20 protein-coding genes, 1 tRNA gene and 1 other RNA gene are annotated in these 19,824 nt (G+C 70.0%); 11 read left to right on the plus strand and 11 right to left on the minus strand.

The window, feature by feature from the left end; all coding sequences use genetic code 11:
• The first annotated feature begins 9 nt into the window (after window positions 1-9).
• The 3 genes from MKK55_RS13260 (at window position 10) to MKK55_RS13270 (ending at window position 2,988) form a co-directional block, all read left to right on the plus strand.
• On the plus strand, window positions 10-1,011 hold the full coding sequence (locus MKK55_RS13260; RefSeq protein WP_243935199.1) for a WD40 repeat domain-containing protein: 1,002 nt from the start codon (window positions 10-12) through the stop codon (window positions 1,009-1,011).
• Window positions 1,012-1,082: 71 nt separating this feature from the next.
• Window positions 1,083-1,607, plus strand: a complete 525-nt coding sequence (locus MKK55_RS13265; protein ID WP_147842044.1) for a DUF2937 family protein — start codon at window positions 1,083-1,085, stop codon at window positions 1,605-1,607.
• A gap of 136 nt (window positions 1,608-1,743) precedes the next feature.
• Window positions 1,744-2,988, plus strand: coding sequence for a peptide ABC transporter permease (locus MKK55_RS13270; RefSeq protein WP_147842045.1), 1,245 nt, complete (start codon window positions 1,744-1,746; stop codon window positions 2,986-2,988).
• Window positions 2,989-2,992: 4 nt separating this feature from the next.
• Here MKK55_RS13270 and MKK55_RS13275 read toward each other — a convergent pair whose 3' ends face one another.
• From MKK55_RS13275 to argC, 5 genes are all read right to left on the minus strand, one after another.
• Entirely contained in the window at window positions 2,993-3,397 is a 405-nt protein-coding gene (locus MKK55_RS13275; protein WP_147727767.1) for a metallopeptidase family protein, read from the minus strand.
• Window positions 3,394-4,107: a pyrimidine 5'-nucleotidase gene (locus MKK55_RS13280; RefSeq protein WP_243935201.1), complete on the minus strand. Its 714-nt coding sequence runs from the start codon at window positions 4,105-4,107 to the stop codon at window positions 3,394-3,396. The genes MKK55_RS13275 and MKK55_RS13280 overlap by 4 nt, the downstream gene beginning before the upstream one ends.
• A gap of 120 nt (window positions 4,108-4,227) precedes the next feature.
• Window positions 4,228-5,121 carry an acetylglutamate kinase gene (gene argB / locus MKK55_RS13285; RefSeq protein ID WP_147727765.1) on the minus strand — a complete coding sequence of 298 codons (894 nt, stop codon included), beginning with the start codon at window positions 5,119-5,121 and terminating at the stop codon, window positions 4,228-4,230.
• 70 nt (window positions 5,122-5,191) lie between these two features.
• Entirely contained in the window at window positions 5,192-5,662 is a 471-nt protein-coding gene (locus tag MKK55_RS13290; protein WP_243935203.1) for a DUF1348 family protein, read from the minus strand.
• Between the two features lie 75 nt (window positions 5,663-5,737).
• Entirely contained in the window at window positions 5,738-6,685 is a 948-nt protein-coding gene (argC, locus tag MKK55_RS13295; protein WP_243935206.1) for an N-acetyl-gamma-glutamyl-phosphate reductase, read from the minus strand.
• Window positions 6,686-6,862: 177 nt separating this feature from the next.
• On the opposite strand from argC, the gene MKK55_RS13300 reads away from it, so the two are divergent.
• Window positions 6,863-7,366, plus strand: a complete 504-nt coding sequence (locus MKK55_RS13300) for a hypothetical protein (RefSeq protein ID WP_243932519.1) — start codon at window positions 6,863-6,865, stop codon at window positions 7,364-7,366.
• Between the two features lie 136 nt (window positions 7,367-7,502).
• Here the strand turns inward: MKK55_RS13300 and rpsI are convergent, their stop codons facing one another.
• The 3 genes from rpsI to MKK55_RS13315 form a co-directional block, all read right to left on the minus strand.
• A complete protein-coding gene (rpsI, locus tag MKK55_RS13305) occupies window positions 7,503-7,988 on the minus strand; it encodes a 30S ribosomal protein S9 (RefSeq protein ID WP_147842051.1) in 486 nt (161 codons plus the stop codon).
• 1 nt (window position 7,989) lies between these two features.
• Complete coding sequence (gene rplM, locus MKK55_RS13310; protein ID WP_147750196.1) at window positions 7,990-8,451, minus strand: 50S ribosomal protein L13; 462 nt, start codon at window positions 8,449-8,451, stop codon at window positions 7,990-7,992.
• Window positions 8,452-8,679: 228 nt separating this feature from the next.
• Window positions 8,680-9,258, minus strand: coding sequence for a CoA-binding protein (locus tag MKK55_RS13315; protein ID WP_243935208.1), 579 nt, complete (start codon window positions 9,256-9,258; stop codon window positions 8,680-8,682).
• A 246-nt stretch (window positions 9,259-9,504) separates the two neighbouring features.
• On the opposite strand from MKK55_RS13315, the gene MKK55_RS13320 reads away from it, so the two are divergent.
• Both MKK55_RS13320 and MKK55_RS13325 read left to right on the plus strand, forming a co-directional pair.
• Window positions 9,505-10,926 (plus strand): alpha/beta hydrolase, encoded by a 1,422-nt coding sequence (locus tag MKK55_RS13320; protein ID WP_243935210.1) that lies wholly within the window; start codon window positions 9,505-9,507, stop codon window positions 10,924-10,926.
• On the plus strand, window positions 10,923-12,470 hold the full coding sequence (locus MKK55_RS13325) for a GMC family oxidoreductase (RefSeq protein WP_243935212.1): 1,548 nt from the start codon (window positions 10,923-10,925) through the stop codon (window positions 12,468-12,470). Before MKK55_RS13320 ends, MKK55_RS13325 begins: the two co-directional genes overlap by 4 nt.
• Window positions 12,471-12,523: 53 nt before the next feature.
• Here MKK55_RS13325 and MKK55_RS13330 read toward each other — a convergent pair whose 3' ends face one another.
• The gene (locus MKK55_RS13330) at window positions 12,524-12,796 is read right to left on the minus strand and encodes a DUF2312 domain-containing protein (protein ID WP_243932515.1); all 273 of its coding nucleotides are present in this window, start codon (window positions 12,794-12,796) and stop codon (window positions 12,524-12,526) included.
• A 93-nt stretch (window positions 12,797-12,889) separates the two neighbouring features.
• Between MKK55_RS13330 and ssrA the strand changes: the two genes are divergently transcribed.
• Window positions 12,890-13,261: a transfer-messenger RNA gene (gene ssrA / locus MKK55_RS13335) on the plus strand.
• Between the two features lie 130 nt (window positions 13,262-13,391).
• Here the strand turns inward: ssrA and MKK55_RS13340 are convergent.
• Entirely contained in the window at window positions 13,392-13,580 is a 189-nt protein-coding gene (locus MKK55_RS13340; protein ID WP_147842055.1) for a hypothetical protein, read from the minus strand.
• 178 nt (window positions 13,581-13,758) lie between these two features.
• Between MKK55_RS13340 and MKK55_RS13345 the strand changes: the two genes are divergently transcribed.
• On the plus strand, window positions 13,759-14,154 hold the full coding sequence (locus tag MKK55_RS13345) for a TIGR02300 family protein (protein WP_147842056.1): 396 nt from the start codon (window positions 13,759-13,761) through the stop codon (window positions 14,152-14,154).
• Window positions 14,155-14,357: 203 nt separating this feature from the next.
• On the opposite strand, the gene MKK55_RS13350 is transcribed toward MKK55_RS13345, so the two are convergent.
• Window positions 14,358-14,432, minus strand: a tRNA-Val gene (locus MKK55_RS13350).
• Window positions 14,433-14,644: 212 nt separating this feature from the next.
• Between MKK55_RS13350 and MKK55_RS13355 the strand changes: the two genes are divergently transcribed.
• From MKK55_RS13355 to MKK55_RS13365, 3 genes are all read left to right on the plus strand, one after another.
• Window positions 14,645-15,883: a hypothetical protein gene (locus MKK55_RS13355; protein WP_243935215.1), complete on the plus strand. Its 1,239-nt coding sequence runs from the start codon at window positions 14,645-14,647 to the stop codon at window positions 15,881-15,883.
• A 19-nt stretch (window positions 15,884-15,902) separates the two neighbouring features.
• Complete coding sequence (locus tag MKK55_RS13360; RefSeq protein WP_243935242.1) at window positions 15,903-18,050, plus strand: glycosyltransferase family 2 protein; 2,148 nt, start codon at window positions 15,903-15,905, stop codon at window positions 18,048-18,050.
• Between the two features lie 163 nt (window positions 18,051-18,213).
• On the plus strand, window positions 18,214-19,542 hold the full coding sequence (locus tag MKK55_RS13365) for a UDP-glucose dehydrogenase family protein (protein ID WP_243935216.1): 1,329 nt from the start codon (window positions 18,214-18,216) through the stop codon (window positions 19,540-19,542).
• Window positions 19,543-19,824 lie beyond the last annotated feature (282 nt).

Below are 19,824 nucleotides of genomic sequence, written 5' to 3' on the forward strand. Positions count from 1 at the left end.
AGTCGCCCGATGAGCAACACCTCGCTGACCACCCACGTCGCGCCGATCGAGGCGGGCGCCCACGTCGTCGCCGCGCACTTCGTGAAGGACGCGCTGCTGCTGGCGCTCGGCGACGGCACGATCGTCCTGAGCCGCGACGGCACCTCGAGCCGCCTCGCCGCCCATCCCGAGGCCAGCATCCTCGCTGCCGCCGGCGATGCTAACCGCCTCGTCACCGGCGGCGACGACGGGCGCGTCGTGGCGATCGGGGCCGACGGCACCCTGTCCGAGGTCGCCACCGCCAAGGGCGGCGCCTGGATCGATGCGCTGGCGCTGCACCCCGACGGGTCGGTCGCCTACGCCGCCGGGCGCAGCGTGGTCGCCCGCGACGCCAAGGGGCGCGAGCGGACCCTCACCGCCCCCTCCACCGCCCGCGGCCTCGCCTTCGCCCCGAAGGGCTACCGGCTCGCGGCGTCGCACTACAACGGCGTCTCGCTCTGGTACCCGAACCACGAGACCCCGGCCGAGATGGTCGAGTGGAAGGGCTCGCACATCGACGTGACGTGGTCGCCCGACGGGCGCTTCGTCGTCTCGACCATGCAGGAGAACGCGCTGCACGGCTGGCGCCTGCAGCCGGACCGCGGCCACATGCGGATGTCCGGCTACCCGGCCAAGGTGCGCTCGGTGTCGTGGTCGTCGGACGGGCACTGGCTCGCCACCAGCGGCGCGGAGGCCGCGATCGTCTGGCCGTTCGATTCGAAGGAGGGCCCGACCGGCAAGGCCCCGCGGGAGTGCGGGGTGCGCCCGGCCCGCGTCTCCCGCGTCGCGTTCCACCCCAAGGCCCTGGTGCTGGCGATGGGCTACGAGGACGGCTGCATCCTGCTCGTGCGCTTCACCGACGCCTCGGAGCTGCTGGTCCGCCCGGCGGTGAAGGGCAGCGCGATCTCGGCGCTCGCCTGGGACGCGAAGGGCGGGCGGCTGGCCTTCGGATGCGTCGACGGCGCGGCGGGCCTGCTGACCCTGCCGGCCTGAATCCGACCGGGTTCTGGAACTGCCGCCGTCGCCGTGCTCTTCTGCAACGACCATTTCGACGAGGCGATGCCGTGTTCCGTGTCTTCCGCACCCTCGGTCTGGCGCTCGGCCTCCTCGGCGGCGGGCTGGCGGCGCAGGGCCCCGAATTCGCCCAGCAATACGCCCAGCGCCTCGGCGGCGCCCTCGACGAGCTGAAGCGCGAGATCGCGACGCTCGATTCCGACGCCAAGGCCACCGGCAACACCCGCGACGGGGCGGTCGACCGGCTTCGCACCAACCCCGACACCCTGGTCGCGCGGCGGGGCGAGGCGGCGCGCTACGACATCGAGCGGCTCGCCCGGCTTTCGGCGCAGCAGCAGGCGCTGGCCTCGGCCACGAGCCCGCTCGGGCGGCTCGCCGCCGTGATCCGCGACCCGGACGTGCCGCTCGCCCGCGCCACCTACCAGGATTACGACCCGGCGCTGCCGACCACGACGGACGGGGTGGTGGCCGGGCTGCTCGGGTTCCTCGCCGCCTGGGGCGGCTGGCGCGTGCTGTCCGACGTCGGTCGCCGCGTGGTCCGCCGCCGGCCGCGGACGGAGGTCACGACCGCCTGAGGCGGGCGACGTCGGCGCCCCTGTGTGGCCGGGCGTCTACAGCTCCTAGCGCGCGGCTTGCTTAAGCGGGAAGGCAAGGACGGGCGCGGCCGGGTTTCCCGGGCACGTCGCCGTCACGCTGGTTTCGAGTCGCACCATGGCGCGCCCATCCACCCAGACGATCGACCCGGCGCTCGATGCGGCCGCGCTCCTGCGCCGCGTCGGGTTCTTCGGGCTGTTCGTGATCGTGCCGGTGGTGGCGCAGGTGGCGCGCCGCGCCACGGTGATCCTCGCCCCGATCGCGGTCGCGCTGCTGATCATCGCCAGCGCCATCGACGGGCGCCAGCGCCCGCTGCTGTCGGGCAGCGCCCGGCTGCTGCGCGCGCCGGCCTTCCTCGCCGGCCTGCTCGTGCTGGTGTGGATGGCGCTGTCGCTGGTCTGGACGCCGTTCCCCGGCGCCGCCTCCGAGCGCTTCGCCAACCTCGTCGCGACGATCCTGCTGACGCTCGCCGGCTACATGGCGCTGCCGGACCGGATGCGCTCGGCCAACCTCTACCTGCTGCCGCTCGGCGTCACCGCGGCAGCGATCGTCGCCATCGTGCTCGGCCTGTTCGGCGACACCCTGATGCGCGGCGTGCCCGACGACGACAACGCGCTCGATCGCGGCCTCACCCTCCTGGCCTTGCTGCTCTGGCCCTCGGTGGCGTGGCTGCGCTCGCGCCGGCGCGACCGCGAGGCGCTGGGCCTCGCAGTGGTGGTCGCCGTGGCGCTTGCGGTCTCGCCGAACGTCGGGCAGATCGCGGCCCTGGCGATCGGCGCCCTCGCCTTCGCCGTGACGAGCTTCCGGCCGCGCCTCGGCGTCGGCCTCACCGCGGGCCTGGCCGCCGGCCTGCTCGCCGTGGCGCCGCTGCTGCCGTTCCTGGCGCGACCGATCGGCGCCGCCCTGTTCGGGCCGCTCAGCCCCGGCGTGCTGACGCTGAAGAGCTGGCAGCGGATCGTGACCACCGAGCCGGTCCGGCTGATCACCGGCCACGGCTTCGAGACGGCGCTGCGCGGCCGGGTCTTCGGGTTGATCCCGGTGAACGCCCCGAGCACGGCGCTGTTCGCCATGTGGTACGAGCTCGGCGTCGTCGGGGCGCTCGCCGCCGCCTTCGCCCTCTACGCCTCGATCCGCCGGGCGGGCCGCGACGTGCCGCTGCTGGTGCCCGGGGCGATGGCGGGCTTCGCCGCCGCCTTCACCATCGCCTGCATCGGCGTCGGGCTCACGGTGGTGTGGTGGCTGACGACGCTCGCCATCACCATCCTGGTCTTCGTCGCGATCGAGCGCGGCCAGTTCCGCACGCGGCGCCCGAAGGTCAGCCGCCTGAAGCTGCCGACGCCGGGCGAGCCGCCGCGCGCCTGACGGGTCAGAGGTCGGCCGCCGCCTCGATGCCGGCCATGTCGGCGTCCGAGAGCCCGACATGGTGGCCGATCTCGTGGATCAGGACGTGGGCGACGAGGTGGCCGAGCGTCTCGTCGTGCTCGGCCCAGTAATCCAGCAGGGGCCGGCGATAGAGCCAGACGGTGTTCGGCATCTGGCCCGTCACGGTCTCGCCCGCCTGGGCCAGCCCGATGCCGCGGAACAGGCCGAGCAGGTCGAACTCCGAGTCGCACGCCATTTCTGTCAGCGTGTCGTCGTCGGGAAAATCGTCGACGACGATGCGGACGTCCTTCGCCAGCGCCCGGAATTCCGCCGGCAGCGCGGCGAAGGCCGCCTGGGCCAGATCCTCGATCTCGGCGAGGCTCGGCGCCTTGGCGGCGGCGAGGCTCACGCGGCGTCCTTCGCCACCGGCAGGACGCAGCTGCGCAGGAAGCCGGCGAGGTCGTTGGTGATGTGGTCGATATGCGCCTCCCGCACCGCCTCCTGCTCGAACGCCTCGCGGTAGGGGTCGATCGCGGCCGGAACCACGAGGACGGTGGCCATCCCCATCTGGTGGGGCACCGCGAGGTTGCGGGCGATGTCCTCGAACAGGGCCGCCCGCGTCGGGTCGACCGCATGCTGCGCGAGGAAGCGCTCGTAGGTCGCGCGCTCGGGCTTGGGCACGAAGTCGGCGGCGGCAATGTCGAACACGTCCTCGAAATGGTCGAGGATGCCGAGGCTCTTCGCGACGTTCTCGGCGTGCCTGCGGGAGCCGTTCGTCAGGATCAGCTTGCGCCCGGGCAGCCGCTCGATCGCGTCGCCCAAAGCCGGGTCGAGCCGGATCGTCGCGTGGTCGATGTCGTGGGCGAAGTCGAGGAAGGCGTGCGGGTCGACGTTCTCCTCGACCATCAGCGCCTTCAGCGTCGTGCCGTAGCGGTGGTAGAAATACTTCTGCAGCGCGCGCGCCGAGAGCCCGTCGAGGCCGTAGAGCTGCATCACGAACAGCGTGATGCGTTCGTCCACCTGCGGCCACACCATGGCGTCGCTCGGGTAGAGGGTGTTGTCGAGGTCGAACACCCAGGTGTCGACGGCGTCGAAGCCGCGCGCATCCGGGGCCGTCACGTGGCTCTCGCCGGGTATGGTTCTGTTCGAGATGTCCGGTCTCCGAAAATGACCGCGGGGCGCGATGCGGTCGCCCGGGCCGAAGCACGACCCGGGCGCTTTCGATGGTGCGTTCGTCCGTCAGCTTCGGCGGATCAGGGTGCCGGCGCCGTAATCGGTGAAGAGCTCGAGCAGCACCGCGTGGTTGACCTTGCCGTCGAGGATGACGACCGCCTCGACGCCCTGGTCGATCGCGTAGATGCAGGTCTCGATCTTCGGGATCATGCCGCCGGTGATGGTGCCGTCGGCGATGAGCCGCCGGCAATCCTCGACCGTCAGCTCCGGGATCAGGTTCTTGTCCTTGTCGAGCACCCCCGGCACGTCGGTGAGCAGCAGCAGGCGCTTGGCCCGCAGCGCGCCGGCGATGGCGCCGGAGAAGGTGTCGGCGTTGACGTTGTAGGTCTTGCCGTCGGCACCGTACGCCACCGGCGCCAGGACCGGGATCAGCTCCGCCTTCAGCACCGCGTCGAGGACGCCGCGCTCGACATGCTCGGGCTCGCCGACGAGGCCGAGGTCCACCGTCTGCATCTCCCGGCTCTCGGGGTCCATCACGGTCTTCGACGCCCGCTTGGCGCGGACCATGTTCCCGTCCTTGCCGCACAGGCCGATCGCCCGGCCGCCCTCGGCCGAGATCCAGCCGACGATCTGCTTGTTGATCGACCCGGCCAAAACCATCTCGACCACCTCGACGGTGGCCTCGTCGGTGACGCGAAGGCCGCCGCGGAACTCGGATTGGATGCCGAGCCGGTCGAGCATCCGGCCGATCTGCGGGCCGCCGCCGTGGACGACGATCGGCTTCACGCCCGACTGCTCGAGCAGCACGATGTCCTCGGCGAAGTCCTCGGCCGCCGAAGCGTCGCCCATGGCGTGCCCGCCATACTTGATGACCACGATCTCCTGGTCGTAGCGCTGCATGTGGGGCAGCGCCTGGGCCAGGACTTCGGCACGGACGTGCACGTTGGGCAGTTCGGTCATCGGCATCCTTTCGCGCCGGCATCGCGACGCGCGGGCTTCTACAGGAACGCGGGCGAACCGCGAAACGCGGTCACAGGCCGAGGTCGCTCAGGCCCGGATGGTCGGCCGGGCGCGGTCCTTGCGGCCAGTGGAACTTGCGCTCGGACGCGTCGATCGCGAGGTCGTTGATGCTGGCCTCGCGGCGGCGCATCAGGCCCGTTTCGGTGAATTCCCACTGCTCGTTGCCGTGCGAGCGGAACCACTGCCCGGACGCGTCGTGCCATTCGTAGGCGAAGCGCGCCGCGATCCGGTTCTCGTGGAAGGCCCAGACCTCCTTGATCAGGCGGTACTCGCGCTCGCGCTCCCACTTGCGCGTCAGGAACGCGACGATCGCCGGCCGCCCGGTCAGGAACTCGGAACGGTTCCGCCACCAGCTGTCGGGGGTGTAGGCGAGCGACACCCGCTCGGGATCGCGGGTGTTCCAGGCATCCTCGGCGCCGCGCGCCTTCTTCGCCGCGGACAAGGCGTCGAACGGCGGCAGCGGTGGGCGCGTCTCGGTCATGCTGGAACGGTCTCCTGTTGCCGATGCCCGATTGTTCGCGGGCCGTCGGGCCACGTCAATGCGCCGGATGGCGGCTCAGGCGCCGAGCCCGAGCATCAGGCCGATGTTCTGCACCGCCGCCCCGGAGGCGCCCTTGCCGAGGTTGTCGAGGCGCGCGACCAGCACCGCCTGACGGTGCTCGGCCGAGCCGAACACCCGCAGCTCGAGGCGGTCGGTGTCGTTCAACGCCTCCGGCTCGATCTGCTCCTTGTGCGCGCCGGTGGTGGCGCCGATCACCACCTGCACCAGCGCCTGCCCCGCGTACCAGCGCGCGAGCGCGTCCTCGAGATCGCCGGCGGACGGACGGCCCGGCAACGCGTCGAGATGGAGCGGGATCGAGACCAGCATGCCCTGCCGGAACGCGCCGACGGACGGGATGAAGATCGGCCGGGCGGTGAGCCGGGAATAGGCCTGCGTCTCCGGCAGGTGCTTGTGCGCGAAGCCGAGGCCGTAGAGCAGGAACGGGGCCGCGGAGCCGGCCTCGTAGGCCTCGATCATGCTCTTGCCGCCGCCGCTGTAGCCGCTGACCGCGTTGATGCTGACGGGGAAGTCGGACGGGATCTGGCCGCCCTCGACCAGGGGCCGCAGCAGCGCGATCGCGCCGGTGGGATAGCACCCGGGGTTGGCGACCCGGCGCGCGGCGGCGATCGCCTCCGCCTGCCCCGGGGCCATCTCGGCGAAGCCGTAGGTCCAGCCCGCCGCGACGCGGTGGGCGGTGCTGGCATCGAGCACGCGGGGGCCGCCGCCGGGCAGCGCGTCGCAGAGCGCCACCGTCTCGCGGGCGGCGTCGTCCGGCAGGCAGAGCACCACGAGGTCGACCTCGGCGAGCAGCGCCCGCTTCACGCCGGCATCCTTGCGGTCGGCATGCGCGATGCTGCGCAGGGTCACCTTGCCGTCGCGCTCCAGGCGCTCGCGGATGCCGAGCCCGGTGGTGCCGGCCTCGCCGTCGATGAACACCGTCGGCTTGTGGTTCTCGCCCGCCATCGTCGTCGCACCCTCGAATCCGGCCGCCGCCGGGGCGTCGTGTCGCGGTGCGGGAGGTGGCCGGTGCGTGCCGGCCTGTCAATGCCGGGCGTCATCAACAGGCCATCGCATCACCGCCGGAACGGGGCCGGCGTGCTCTCGTTGTTGGCAAAATCCACGACGACGGGTGATCGAGCGATGTCCGAGACCGCGAAGAAGACCGATCCCAAGCTTTGGGAGAAGACCAAGGACAAGGTCACGAAGAGCGACAAGGGCGGAAAGGCCGGTCAATGGTCGGCCCGCAAGGCTCAGCTCGCGACCCAGGAATACAAGAAGGCCGGCGGCGGCTATGCCGGCAAGAAGACCGACGACAACCATCTCAAGCAGTGGACCGACGAGGCGTGGGACACGAAGTCCGGCAAGGAGAGCGGCAAGACCGGGGAACGCTACCTCCCGAAGAAGGCGCGCGAGGCGGTCTCCGACGAGCAGTACGACCGCTCGACCGAGAAGAAGCGCAGCGACACGGCCAAGGGCAAGCAGTTCTCGAAGCAGCCGAAGGACGTGGCGAAGAAGGCCGCCGCGGCGCGCAAGTCCGCCTCCGGCGAGACCAAGGCCGACCTAATGAAGAAGGCCAAGGCGCAGAAGGTCGCCGGGCGCTCGAAGATGTCCAAGGCCGAGCTGGAGAAGGCCGTCCACGCCTGAAACGGAGTGGTTCGACGGCCTGCTCCATCGGACGCCCTTCGAAGCGCCGCGCGATAAGCGAGCCGGCGGTTCGACCAAACCAAGAAAAAAGGCGGCTCCGCGAGGAGCCGCCTTTTCCTTTGTCCGACCGGGCCGATCAGCGCTTCGAGAACTGGAAGCTGCGGCGGGCCTTCTTGCGGCCGTACTTCTTGCGCTCGACCACGCGGCTGTCGCGGGTGAGGAAGCCCTCGCGCTTCAGCGGCGCGCGCAGCTCCGGCTCGTAGTAGGTCAGCGCCTTCGAGAGGCCGTGGCGCACCGCGCCGGCTTGGCCCGAGAGGCCGCCGCCGGCGACCGTGACGGTGATGTCGTACTGGTCGACGCGGTTGGCCACCGTGAGCGGCTGGCGCAGGATCATCCGCAGGACGGGGCGGGCGAAGTACACCTCGACCGCGCGCTTGTTGATGACAACCTTGCCGGTGCCGGGGCGGATCCAGACGCGGGCGACCGCGTCCTTGCGCTTGCCGGTGGCGTAGGCGCGGCCCTGGGCGTCGAGCTTCTGGACGTGGACGGGGGCGGCGTGCTCGTTGTCGAGGCCGCCGGCGTTCGACCGGTTGAGGTCGGAGAGGGACTGAAGCGTCGCCATCTTAAGCGCTCACGTTCTTGCGGTTGAGGACGCCGACGTCGAACGTCTGCGGCTGCTGGGCCTCGTGCGGGTGGCTGGTGCCCTTGTAGACCCGGAGGTTGCCCATGATCTGGCGGAACAGCGGGCCGCGGGGCAGCATGCGCTCGACGGCCTTCTCCACGACGCGCTCGGGGAAGCGCCCTTCGAGGATGAACTTAGCCGACCGCTCCTTGATGCCGCCGGGGAAGCCGGTGTGGTGGTAGTACACCTTCTGGACGTATTTGCGCCCGGTGAACTTCACCTTGTCGGCGTTGATGACGATGACGTTGTCGCCGCAATCGACGTGGGGGGTGTAGGCGGGCTTGTGCTTGCCACGCAGACGCAGGGCGATGATCGAAGCCAGACGGCCGACGACGAGGCCCTCCGCGTCGATCACGATCCACTTCTTGTCGACGTCGGCGGGCTTCAGCGAAAAGGTTTTCATAAGCCGAATTCCGTTGGCGCTCGGTGGTGTATCGAAAAACGAGCCGCCGCCGCGTCGGGGGACGCGGCGGCGTTGGGCGCTGGATAGACGGGCCGAGGGTCGAGGTCAAGCCGTTTCACGGGCGCGCATCGTCCGAAAAGCGAAGTTCTGGAAGGGGTTCGGCCTTGTGGTATTAGGATACCGCAAGGAGGGAACCGGTGCCGTTACGCCGGCTGCGGACGCAGCGTTTCAATCCGTTCCGCCGCCGCGCGGGGCGATGGTGAACTTCTGCACGCCCTTGGCCGCGAGCACCGGCTTCTTCGCGCTGATGATCCGCGAGTTGACGCCGGTCCAGCCGATCTCGCCGGACAGGCGGCCGTACTCGATCTTCGGGCAGCGGTTCATGATCACGGTGACGCCGCGCGCCTCGGCGCGGGCGGCGGCCGCGTCGTCGCGCACGCCGAGCTGCATCCAGATCGTCTTCGGCAGCGGGTCCAGGGCCAAGGCCTCGTCGGCGAGGCCGCCGGCGGCGGCGGAGTTGCGGAAGATCTCGACCATGTCGATCGGTTTGCCGATCTCGGCGATGGACGCGGCCACCGGGCGCCCGAGCAGCGTCTGCCCGGCGAGCCCCGGATTGACCGGCGTCACCGCGTAGCCGCGATCGAGCAGGTACTTCAGCACGATCCAGCTCGGACGCGCCGGATTGGCCGAGGCGCCGACCAGGGCGATGGTGCGCGTCGCCCGCAGCGTGGCGCGGATATGCGCGTCTGCGTAGCGGTCGTGGCGGGTGGCGAGGCCGTCGGGAACCTGGTCGAGGGTCGGGATCATCGGGCTTGGCTTCTTCTTCGGATCGCAGCCCGCTCTGCTTACGGCTGCGCGCGGATCGGGTCGACCCGGTGCACGGTCTCGGGTCGTTCCGGCGGTCGATCCCCCGGGTGTCGGCCATCGCCGTGCCGGCGGCGGCGGGCCCCGCGCCACGGGTCCACGTCGCGCGGGGCATCGCGCGCCGCATTCGGCGCCAAGCGCGGCAATTAGGTCGCTTGATTGCCGGGCGTCCCGCGCAACTTTGCTGGCATGAGCCCGAACGTCCCGTCCGCCCCCTCCCCGCCGCCGACCTTGTTCTGCCTGCACTTCCTCGGCGGCAGCGCACGGGAATGGGCGCAGGTCGCCGATCGCCTCGGCGCCGCGGTCGCGTGCGTCCCGATCGACCTCCCCGGCTTCGGCGACGCCGCCGACGTGCCGGGCTACGACGTCGCGGCGATGGCCGATCACGTCGCGGGCAAGATCCGTGCGGCGGCCCCGGCGCGCTGGCTGATCGCCGGGCACAGCATGGGTGCCAAGGTGGCGCTCGCGCTGGCCCGCCGTGCCGAGGACGGCGAGGCGGGGCTGGACGGTCTCTCCGGCCTCGTGCTGCTCGCGGGATCGCCGCCGAGCCCCGAGCCGATGGAAGAGGCGCGCCGCGAGACGATGATCGCCTGGATCGGAGCCGACGCGGCGACCCGGCAGGCGGAAGCTCAGGTCTTCATCGAGAGCAACGTCGGCTCTCCCCTCCCCGCCGAACGCGCCGAAGCCGCGGTCGCCGACGTGCTGCGCACCGCGCCGGCGGCCTGGCGGGCCTGGCTCAGCGATGGAAGCCGCGAAGATTGGTGCGAGCGCATCGGCATCCTGCGCACCCCGGCCCTGATCCTCGCCGGGGGCGAGGACGGCGACCTCGGGCCGGAGGCGCAGGCCGCGCTGATGGCGCCGCATCTCGGTCTATCGCGCCGTGTCACCCTCGACGGCGCCGGCCATCTGCTGCCGATCGAGCGGCCCGACGCGGTCGCCGACCTGATCCGCGCCCACGCGGCCGCACCCGACACGACGTTTGCCGAGGCACCTGTGATCGACGCGGCGTATGCGAGACTCATCGTGTCGGACCGGGTCAACAGCCGCCTGCGCGACGCCTTGCACGCGCGGGCCGAGCCCGACGATCCCGGCTATCGACCGCGGGCCCTCGACGCGATCGAGCTCGCGATCCTGCGCGCCCTCGTCGCCCGCGTCCTGCCGCAGGCCGCCGGGATCGACCTCGCTGCCCGCATCGACGCGCGGCTCGCGAGCGGCCGGGGCGACGGCTGGCGGTTCTCCGCCCTGCCGCCGGACGCATCGGCCTACAAGACCGCGCTTCGCAGCCTCGATGCCGCGGCGGGCGCCGACGGTCGGCGCTTCCTCGCCCTCGACGGCGCGGCGCAGGACGACCTGCTCCGGGCGATCGAGAAGGGCGTCCTGCCGGGCGGATCGGCGCTCGGCTTCGCGCCGGAGCAGCTGACCGTCTGGTTCGAGGACCTGCGCGCCGACGTGGTGCGCACTTGGCTCGCCCATCCGGCGGCGCTCGCCTGGATCGGGTTCTCCGGCATCGGTGCGGGCGGCGACGGTGCGCAGCCGGTGGGCTTCACCAAGATCGGATTGGGCGAGCGCGAGGGCTGGGAGCCCGTCGCGCAGGGTGGGGACGGACGATGAACCTCGATTCCATGACGCGCTACGCGACCGACGAGGTCGTCGATGCGGTGGTGATCGGCACCGGTGCCGGCGGCGCGCCGCTGATGGCGCGCCTCGCCGCCGCCGGATCGCGCGTCGTCGCCCTCGAGGCCGGCCCGAACTTCGACCCCAAGGGCTTCGCCTTCGACGAGACACTCGCCGACGAAATCTACTGGACCGACGAGCGCCTGAGCGGCGGCTCGACCCCGGAAGCCTTCGGCGGCAACAACAGCGGCACGGGCGTCGGCGGCTCGACCCTGCACTGGGGCGCGTTCTGCCCGCGCGCCGACCAGCGCGATTTGATGATCCGCACCGAGACCGGCGAGGGCGTTGACTGGCCGGTGAGCTACGACGAGCTGCTGCCGTTCTACGAGCGCGTCGAGGCCTTCATCGGCGTCTCCGGCCCGCAGAGCTATCCGTGGGACGCGAGCCGTCGCTACCCCCTCGCGCCGGTGCCCCGCAACGCGTCGGCGCAAATCATGGCGCAGGCCTGCGAGGGTGCGGGCATCCGCGCGACCGATGCGCCCGCGGCCGTGGTCTCCCGCGACTTCGCGCAGGAGGGCGGGGGCTTGCGCCCGGCCTGCATCAATTGCGGCTACTGCCACCAGGGCTGCCGCAACGGCGCCAAGACCAGCATGGACGTGACCTACCTGCCCCTGGCGGTGGCCCACGGCGCCGAGATCCGGTCCGAGGCGCGGGCCCACGGGTTCGAGCGCGATCGCGACGGCCGGATCACCGCGGTGGTCTACCGGCAGGGCGGCGTCGACCGCCGCCAGCGTTGCGCGCAGGTGTTCCTCTGCGCCGGCTCGGTCGAGACCGCGCGGCTGCTGCTGCATACGGGGCTGGCCAACGGCAGCGGGCAGGTCGGGCGCAACTACATGGGCCACGTCGCGACCCAGGTCTGGGGCACGTTCGACGCCGAGACGCGGCCCAACCGGGGCTACCCGTCATCGTTGATCACCGAGGACATGATCCGGCCGAAGGACGCCGACTTCGTCGGCGGCTACCTCGTCCAGAGCCTCGGCGTCGCGCCGCTGACCTTCGCCAACTCGGTGGCCCGAGGCCGCAAGCTCTGGGGCAAGGCGCTCGGCGACTACCTGGCGGACTACAACCACGTCGCCGGCATCGGCATCAACGGCGAGACCCTGCCGTGCGATGCCAACCGGCTGACGCTCTCCGACGAGACCGACGCCCTGGGCATGGGCAAGGCGACGATCGATTTCGGCTACGGCCACAACGAGGAGCGGCTGAACGCCCACGCGACGAAGCTGATGATCGACCTGTGGACGCGGGCCGGCGCCCGCGACATCTGGGCGCTTGACCGGGTCGCCCACACCATCGGCACCTGCCGCATGGGGCATGACGGCGACAACGCGGTCGTGGACCCGTTCGGGAAATCCTTCGAGGTCCCGAACCTGTGGATCTGCGACGGCTCCACCTTCCCGAGCTCGCTCGCGGCGAACCCGGCCCTGACCATCATGGCTCTCAGCCTGCGCAGTGCCGAGAAGGTGCTGAGCGGGGCCTGATCCGACGGGGCGCGCCGGCGGCGGGCCCCGTCGGAGCGACCGATCGCGCGACGTCAGGCTGCCATCGCCTCGGGCTTCGGGGCGGGAGCGTCCATGGCCCGCATGTAGACGTCGAGCAGCGTCTCGTGCTCGTCGCGCGCATCCTGGTCGAGCTTGCGCAGGCGGATGATCTCCTTAAGGATCTTCACGTCGAGGCCCTCACCCTTGGCCTCGGCGAAGATCTCCTTCTTCGCCTCCATCAGCGCCTTGATCTCCTCGTCGACCTGCTCGACCCGCTCGATGATGGAGCGGATGCGGTCGCCGGCGATCCCAATCGTGTCGGTCATCCAAGAACCTCTGTTCGCGAGAAGCCACGGCCGGCTCGTCGCGCATCGGGGTGAGCGAACGGTTAAGGCGAGGCCGCACGCCGCCGCACGAGGGATCTGGATTTTCGGCCGGGGACCGGCTATATCAGGGATGCGGTTGATGACCGGTTCGTAATAACGTTTCAGGACCCGGAGGGCAGTACTCCGGCGCCTCCACCACGAACGCAGCGGGCGACGCCTCATGGAGCTGCGTTTCTGATGGGGGCGAAATAGGTTCGACTGGGCGGTAAAGGGATCGCGAGTTCAGCTTCACTCCGGTGAGGTACGATGCGACTGTCGGTAGGGACTCGACCGGTTCGACGCGGGCAACCCCCGTTTCGGGCACCTGACCAAATCCTAAATGCCAACGATAACGTTGTCATGGATGCCCGCCTCGCGGCGTAAGCATCTTGCGGTAGGGTAACCGTCGAAACAGAACCCGGGGCTTCGGCCCTGGGACCCACCTTTCCCTTCTCGTCGGCGTTCGCGTGCTTGATGCGCCAGGCCACCCGGCCCGGCATGTGCGCTCGCAGCCCCGCCGCCTCGAGAAACGGCGGGGCCGAGCGCTACGAAACCCTCAGCGCTTCTTGTTGGCGTTGTGGTGCCCGACGGCGCAGCCCGCGGCCGCACCCATCTTGCCGTGGCCGGCCATATGGCCCGCGACGCCGCCGACGATGGCACCCTTGATGCAGCCCTTGGCCTCGGCCGGTGCGGATTGGGCGAGCGCGCCGAGGGCGAGCAGGCCGGCGAGGATGGCGATCTTCATGAGCGTTGGTCTCCTTGGATGTGGAGACCGAACGAGCGGGACGCCGACAGCGTTCCGGACTGCTTTTTTCCGGTCTTCGATGCAGGGCCGCCATGCGCGCATCGAGCGACATGAATTGACACCGCGCGAAAACCCGCGACATCACGGGGCTTGATCGCACTGACACAGGAAGGCGCACGTGGCTCGTCCCGAACTCGGTACCAAACGGATCTGCCCGACGACCGGCAGGAAGTTCTACGACCTCGGTCGTGATCCGGTGGTTTCCCCCTATTCCGGCGAGGTCGTCCCGACCGCCGCCCTCACCCCCTTCGCCAGCCGGTCCGCGCCGATCGCCGCCCGCAAGGATCCGGTCGCCGACGACGACGAGGCCGATGCCGCCGGTCCGGAACTGGTCTCCCTCGACGAGGTCGAGGCCGAGGAGACCGAGAAGGATACCGACACGGACACCGAGGGCGACGACGTCATCGAGCCGGATGCCGACGGCGAAACCGCCGACGACGACACCCTCGTGGTCGACGACGAGGACGACGACACCACCGATCTCGTCGACGTCGAGGAAGACGACGACGATTGAGCGTTCGCGACGGGTCGGGTCGGCTCGATCCCCGCGATAGGATCCGGCTCGATGCACCCCAGGTGCGTCGAGCCGATCGCATGTCGGGATGAGCGATCGTCGGCGTCCTCCTGGGAACGTGTCCGAAACGACGCCTCGGCCAAGAAAAAAGGGCCCCCTGCGGAGCCCTCGCTTCGTTCGTCGATCATTCCACGAAAGCGGAATGGTGGGCGCGACAGGGATCGAACCTGTGACCCCTTCCATGTCAAGGAAGTGCTCTCCCGCTGAGCTACGCGCCCTCGCCGAAGCCGTTTCGCTTCGGTGTAGGGGGCCTATAGCCTCCGCCGTGGGGCGGCGCAAGCCGCAGCGCGCCGCGAAGTTCGTTCCCATAGTCGGCAAGCCCAAATGCCAGCCGGCCACTGCTCGAGGCGAGCGCCCTGTATACCGAGCGCGAAAAGCGCTCCGTGGAGCGTGCCCGGAAGGACGGATTTCATCTCGGGCGTCGAGCGAAGTGCTCGCCGAGGCCGCCGCCGGTGCTTGCGCCAGGAAAACAAGGGTGAGCGCTTTCGGGCGATTACCCCGGGCTCGGATGAACCGGCGCTGCACGGGCGTGCGAAAATGCGCTATGGCCCGATTTCGGTGGGCCTGGATCGGCGCGCCGGACTGGGGCCCGGACTGGGCGCGGCAGCGATGCGACATGCGGTTCTACATTGACTTCGATACGCAGCACTGCATCCGCGGATGGATCGTTCCTGACAATCCGCTGGCGATCAGCCGGGTCGTCGTGTCCGTCGACGGCCTGCGCCTGACCGATGTGCCCGCGAGCATCGTCCACGACCCGTTTCGCCAGAACGGATGGCATTCCACCGGGCAATGCGTATTCGAGCTGAACGACGCCGTGGTGCCGGGTCTCTCGGAGATGCCCCGCCTCAACCTGTACGATGCCGACACCAACGTGCTCGTGCACCGGCGCATCCCAGATGAAGACCTCGTCGACCGCCGTGTGATGCTGATCAACACCGGCATCCATCCGGAGGTCGCGATCCAGAACGCGCTGTTCCCGTATTTCCGGAGTTCCTACTTCAATCTCCACCGACTCTCCGACGAGATCCTATCGAGCATTTTCGGAAACCCGCTGCCGACCTCGCAACTTCTGTCCGGCGCGGTCGTCGTGCCGCGCTACGAGCAGTATTTCCCCCCCGACCGGATGCTCTCGGCGATCCTGGTGCAGGATCCCTATGTCGAGATGGCGACGAGGATGCTGTGGCTCAAGGAACGGGCGGATGCGGCGGCCAAGGACGCGGAAGGCTGGCGCATCGGGCGCTACGCCGAGGCGTCGCTGTTTGCCGGGGGCTACGACTACACCGACGTGAAAAGCCTCAAGCGCTTCTTCCGCATGCTGCCCCAGCCGGCCTACCACCTGCTCTACAACCCGCTGTCGCGCCAGCTCGGTACTCGCCTGCCCGACGACCGGGTGCATCCGGGCAACTCCATCGTCGCGATCGAGATCCTCGCTCGCGTCGGCATCGTCGGACACCGGACCTATTTCGACGCTTTCGCCTCCACCCTTCTCGACCGGCTCGGCCTCGCGGGCACGGTGCCGGTCCCGGTTCCGACGCCGGTTCCGGCCGAAACCCTGGCGCTTGCCGAACGCCTGCGCGGCGTGCGGGCCGTCGATGACATGCTGGTGTTCGACGTCGCGATGTCCGACGCCGTGCTGATGTCGTTGGCGAAGTACTGGACCGAATGACGTGAGCAAGGTCGAGGCGATACTTACCAGCGGCCGCCGTTCCCCGCAGCGCCTGAGTGTGGCCCACGACGCGAACGGGCTGCGCATCGACCTCTCTGGGCTCGACCTCGCGGGAACTTGGGTCACCATCACCCTGACCGACGATCCAGGGGCGGCCCGCGACGCGCGCATGCTGATGAGCGTGCTCGTGGCCGAGGAAGGCCGCGCCAGCACGCCGCTGGCCGACGAGCCCCTCGGTGGCGGCGTGTTTGCCTGGACCGGCCAGTTGCCGGCTGCCGCGCGCGCTCTGCGGATCGCTGCGCTGGCGGGCGGGCGGGCGCCTACGCCGAACCGCATCGCCATCCACCGCCGGGGTCGGCTGCCATTGATCGCCCGTGCCCTATTCCGTTCGCCCGAGCTCACCTTCTGGGCGGTGTACTGGCGGAGCGTCGGCAAGCGGGTGCGCGGGCGCAGCTTCCTTGACCGGGCCCTGCGCTACCGCACCGAGAGCGGCTACCCGGCCTGGATTCGCCGCCGCGCCACCTTGAGCCCGGCCGACCGCCGCCGCATCCGCGCCGAGATCCTCGCCTGGGACGATCCACCCCTGATCTCGGTGGCAATGCCGGTGCACGATCCGTCGCCGCGGGTGCTGCGCGCTGCGCTCCGCTCGGTCTGCGACCAGCTCTACCCGCATTGGGAGCTGTGCATCGTCGACGACGCCTCGACCGACCCGGCGATCCCGGCTTTGCTCGCCCGGCAGGCCGCCGCGGACCCACGCATCAAGGTCAAGCGCCGCTCCAAGAACGGGCACATCGCCCGAGCGACAAACGATGCGATTGCGATGGCCGCGGGAACCTTCACCGCCTTCCTCGACCACGACGATGCGCTGCCCGTTGAGGCGCTCTACGAGGTCGCGCGGGTGATCCGCGCCGACCCCCGCCTCGTGCTGATCTACAGCGACGAGGACAAGATCGATGCGGGCGGACGCCGCTTCGAGCCACACTTCAAGCCGGATTTCGACCGCGAGCTCCTGTACGGGCAGAACTACGTCAACCACCTCACGGTGATCCGCACGGAAGCGCTCCGGGCCGTCGGCGGCCTGCGTCCGGGGTTCGAGGGCAGCCAGGACCACGATCTGCTGCTGCGCCTCACCGATGGCCTCGATCCCTCCCGCATCCGCCATATTCCCGCTGTGCTGTATCATTGGCGTGCGGCGACCGGCTCGGGAACGTTCTCGGATCGGTCCCTCGCCCAGGCCGAGGCCGCGCGCCTGACCGCGCTCGCCGAGATCGTCGCTCCCTGGGGGGCACGGGCCGAACGCGGACCATTGGGCTTCAACCGCCTCGTCCGGCCGATGCCGACGCCGCCACCCCGCGTCTCGGTGATTATTCCGACGCGGGACCGGGCGGAGCTCCTGAGCGTCACCCTGGACGGCCTGTTCACGGGTACCGACTATCCCGACATCGAAATCGTCGTGATTGACAACGATAGCCGCGAGCCGGAGTCGGCCGCGCTGTTTTCCGCCTACGCCCGTGAGCCGCGCCTGCGCGTGCTGCCGTCGCCGGGGGCCTTCAACTTCTCCGACCTATCGAACCGCGGCGCCGCCGCGGCGACCGGCCCCGTGCTGCTGTTCCTCAACAACGACGTCGAGGTGATCGAGCCGGGCTGGATGCGCGAACTCGTGGCGACCGCCCTCGATCCCACAGTCGGCGCGGTCGGCGCGAAGCTGCTCTATCCGGACGGGACGGTGCAGCATGGCGGCGTGGTTCTCGGCATCGGCGGCGTCGCAAGCCATTCGCATCACGGGGTCGCTGACGAAGATTTCGGCTATTTCGGACGCATGGTCCAGGCGCGCGAGGTCTCGGCGGTGACCGGAGCCTGCCTCGCCATGCGAGCGGAGGTGTTCCGGGCGGTCGGCGGGTTCGATGCCGAGCGCCTGAAGGTGGCGTTTAACGACGTGGATCTGTGCCTGCGCATCCGGGCGGCCGGCTATCGAATCGTGTGGACGCCGTTTTCCAGGCTCGTCCACCACGAGTCGAAGAGCCGTGGGCGCGAAGACACGCCCGAGAAGCGCGCGCGCTTCGAAGGCGAGGCGAACACCATGCTGGAGCGCTGGGGCGCAGAACTGAAGGCCGACCCCTATTACAACGTCAACCTTTCGCGCAATTCGGCACATTACCGTCTTTAACCGCCGGCTCGGCGCGTGTAGCGCCGCCTTGCGCAAAGAAACGACGCACTTCCGTGACCTTGGCGGGCGCGGTCGCCGGACCGGGGGTATTCGACGCGCGACGGTTTCCCGATTATGGTGCGCCGCGAAATGAGCGCGTGTCCGAGCCGACGACGGAGGTTGCATGCGAATCGTCATGGTCGGGTCGGGGTATGTCGGCCTCGTCTCCGGGACCTGCTTTGCCGATTTCGGGCACGAGGTGGTGTGCCTGGACAAGGACCCGGCCAAGATCGAGGCGCTGCGCGCCGGTCGCATGCCGATCTACGAGCCGGGCCTCGAGGCGCTGGTCGCCGAGAACGTGCGCAGCGGCCGGCTCGGCTTCGGGCTGGACCTCGCTGCGGCGGTGGCCGAGGCGGATGCGGTGTTCATCGCGGTCGGCACGCCGTCGCGCCGCGGCGACGGGTTCGCCGACCTGAGCTACGTCTACGCGGCCGCCCGCGAGATCGCCGCCGCGCTCACCGGCTACACGGTGATCGTCACCAAATCGACGGTGCCGGTCGGCACCGGCGACGAGGTCGAGCGCATCATCCGCGAGGCGCGGCCCGATGCCGCCTTTGGGGTCGTGTCCAACCCCGAGTTCCTGCGCGAGGGTGCGGCGATCGACGACTTCAAGCGGCCCGACCGCATCGTCATCGGCACCGACGACGCGCGCGCCGAAGGCGTGATGCGCGAGGTCTACCGCCCGCTCTACCTCAACGCCGCGCCGATCCTGGTCACCGGACGGCGCACGGCCGAGCTGACCAAGTACGCCGCCAACGCGTTCCTGGCCACCAAGATCACCTTCATCAACGAGATCGCCGACCTGTGCGAGCGGGTCGGTGCCGACGTGCAGGAGGTCGCCCGCGGGATCGGCCTCGACAACCGCATCGGCGCGAAGTTCCTGCATGCCGGGCCGGGCTACGGCGGCTCGTGCTTCCCCAAGGACACGCTGGCGCTGGTGAAGACCGCGCAGGACGCTGGCACGCCGATGCGGATCGTCGAGACCGTGGTCGCGGTCAACGACCAGCGGAAGCGCGCGATGGCGCGCAAGGTGATCCAGGCCTGCGGCGGCTCGGTGCGGGGCAAGACGATCGCGCTGCTCGGCCTCACCTTCAAGCCGAACACCGACGACATGCGCGATGCGCCCTCGCTCGCCATCGTCGCGGGGTTGCAGGATGCCGGCGCCACCGTGCGCGCCTACGATCCCGAGGGGATGGAACAGGCCCGCTCGCTCCTGCCCGACATCGCCTACGCCGAGGATCCCTATTCCTGCGCGGAGGGCGCCGACGCCCTGGTGCTGGTGACCGAGTGGAACGCGTTCCGGGCGCTCGATCTCGAACGCCTACGCGCCACCATGGCCGAGCCGGTCCTCGTCGACCTTCGCAACGTCTATCGCGTGCAGGACGTCGAGCGCCTCGGCTTCCGCTACGCCGGCGTGGGGCGTGCGTTCGATCGCCGAGCGCGGCTGGATTGAGCCGGCAATCCGCGTCCCGCGATGGCGATCGCATCGCCGACCTGGGGACAGGCGGCACGTCGTTGCGACGTGCGGCAATGATGCAGCGCTCTCAACACAAATTCACCCGGTTTCATCGGCTCAGATGCGGGGTGATATCAGTGTGCGGCAAAGCTTAGGTTGATGAACATTCGCCACAGCCGACCGCAAATCGGCCACTTCGATGCCGTCGTCCCTTCCTCAGGTTGGACAGCGATTTAGCGCCATACTAAGCATCGGCCCGGGGGCTGTCTTGCCGGCGAC

The organism is Methylobacterium sp. J-059 (assembly GCF_022829485.1).
GTDB lineage: Bacteria > Pseudomonadota > Alphaproteobacteria > Rhizobiales > Beijerinckiaceae > Methylobacterium.

What these genes read in the sequence shown, in the direction of transcription:
- MKK55_RS13260 (WP_243935199.1), top strand. Translation starts at nt 10, where the DNA reads ATGAGCAACACCTCGCTGACCACCCACGTCGCGCCGATCGAGGCGGGC.
- MKK55_RS13270 (WP_147842045.1), top strand. Translation starts at nt 1,744, where the DNA reads ATGGCGCGCCCATCCACCCAGACGATCGACCCGGCGCTCGATGCGGCC.
- argB (WP_147727765.1), bottom strand. Translation starts at nt 5,121, where the DNA reads ATGACCGAACTGCCCAACGTGCACGTCCGTGCCGAAGTCCTGGCCCAG.
- MKK55_RS13290 (WP_243935203.1), bottom strand. Translation starts at nt 5,662, where the DNA reads ATGACCGAGACGCGCCCACCGCTGCCGCCGTTCGACGCCTTGTCCGCG.
- argC (WP_243935206.1), bottom strand. Translation starts at nt 6,685, where the DNA reads ATGGCGGGCGAGAACCACAAGCCGACGGTGTTCATCGACGGCGAGGCC.
- MKK55_RS13300 (WP_243932519.1), top strand. Translation starts at nt 6,863, where the DNA reads ATGTCCGAGACCGCGAAGAAGACCGATCCCAAGCTTTGGGAGAAGACC.
- rpsI (WP_147842051.1), bottom strand. Translation starts at nt 7,988, where the DNA reads ATGGCGACGCTTCAGTCCCTCTCCGACCTCAACCGGTCGAACGCCGGC.
- rplM (WP_147750196.1), bottom strand. Translation starts at nt 8,451, where the DNA reads ATGAAAACCTTTTCGCTGAAGCCCGCCGACGTCGACAAGAAGTGGATC.
- MKK55_RS13315 (WP_243935208.1), bottom strand. Translation starts at nt 9,258, where the DNA reads ATGATCCCGACCCTCGACCAGGTTCCCGACGGCCTCGCCACCCGCCAC.
- MKK55_RS13320 (WP_243935210.1), top strand. Translation starts at nt 9,505, where the DNA reads ATGAGCCCGAACGTCCCGTCCGCCCCCTCCCCGCCGCCGACCTTGTTC.
- MKK55_RS13325 (WP_243935212.1), top strand. Translation starts at nt 10,923, where the DNA reads ATGAACCTCGATTCCATGACGCGCTACGCGACCGACGAGGTCGTCGAT.
- MKK55_RS13330 (WP_243932515.1), bottom strand. Translation starts at nt 12,796, where the DNA reads ATGACCGACACGATTGGGATCGCCGGCGACCGCATCCGCTCCATCATC.
- MKK55_RS13340 (WP_147842055.1), bottom strand. Translation starts at nt 13,580, where the DNA reads ATGAAGATCGCCATCCTCGCCGGCCTGCTCGCCCTCGGCGCGCTCGCC.
- MKK55_RS13365 (WP_243935216.1), top strand. Translation starts at nt 18,214, where the DNA reads ATGCGAATCGTCATGGTCGGGTCGGGGTATGTCGGCCTCGTCTCCGGG.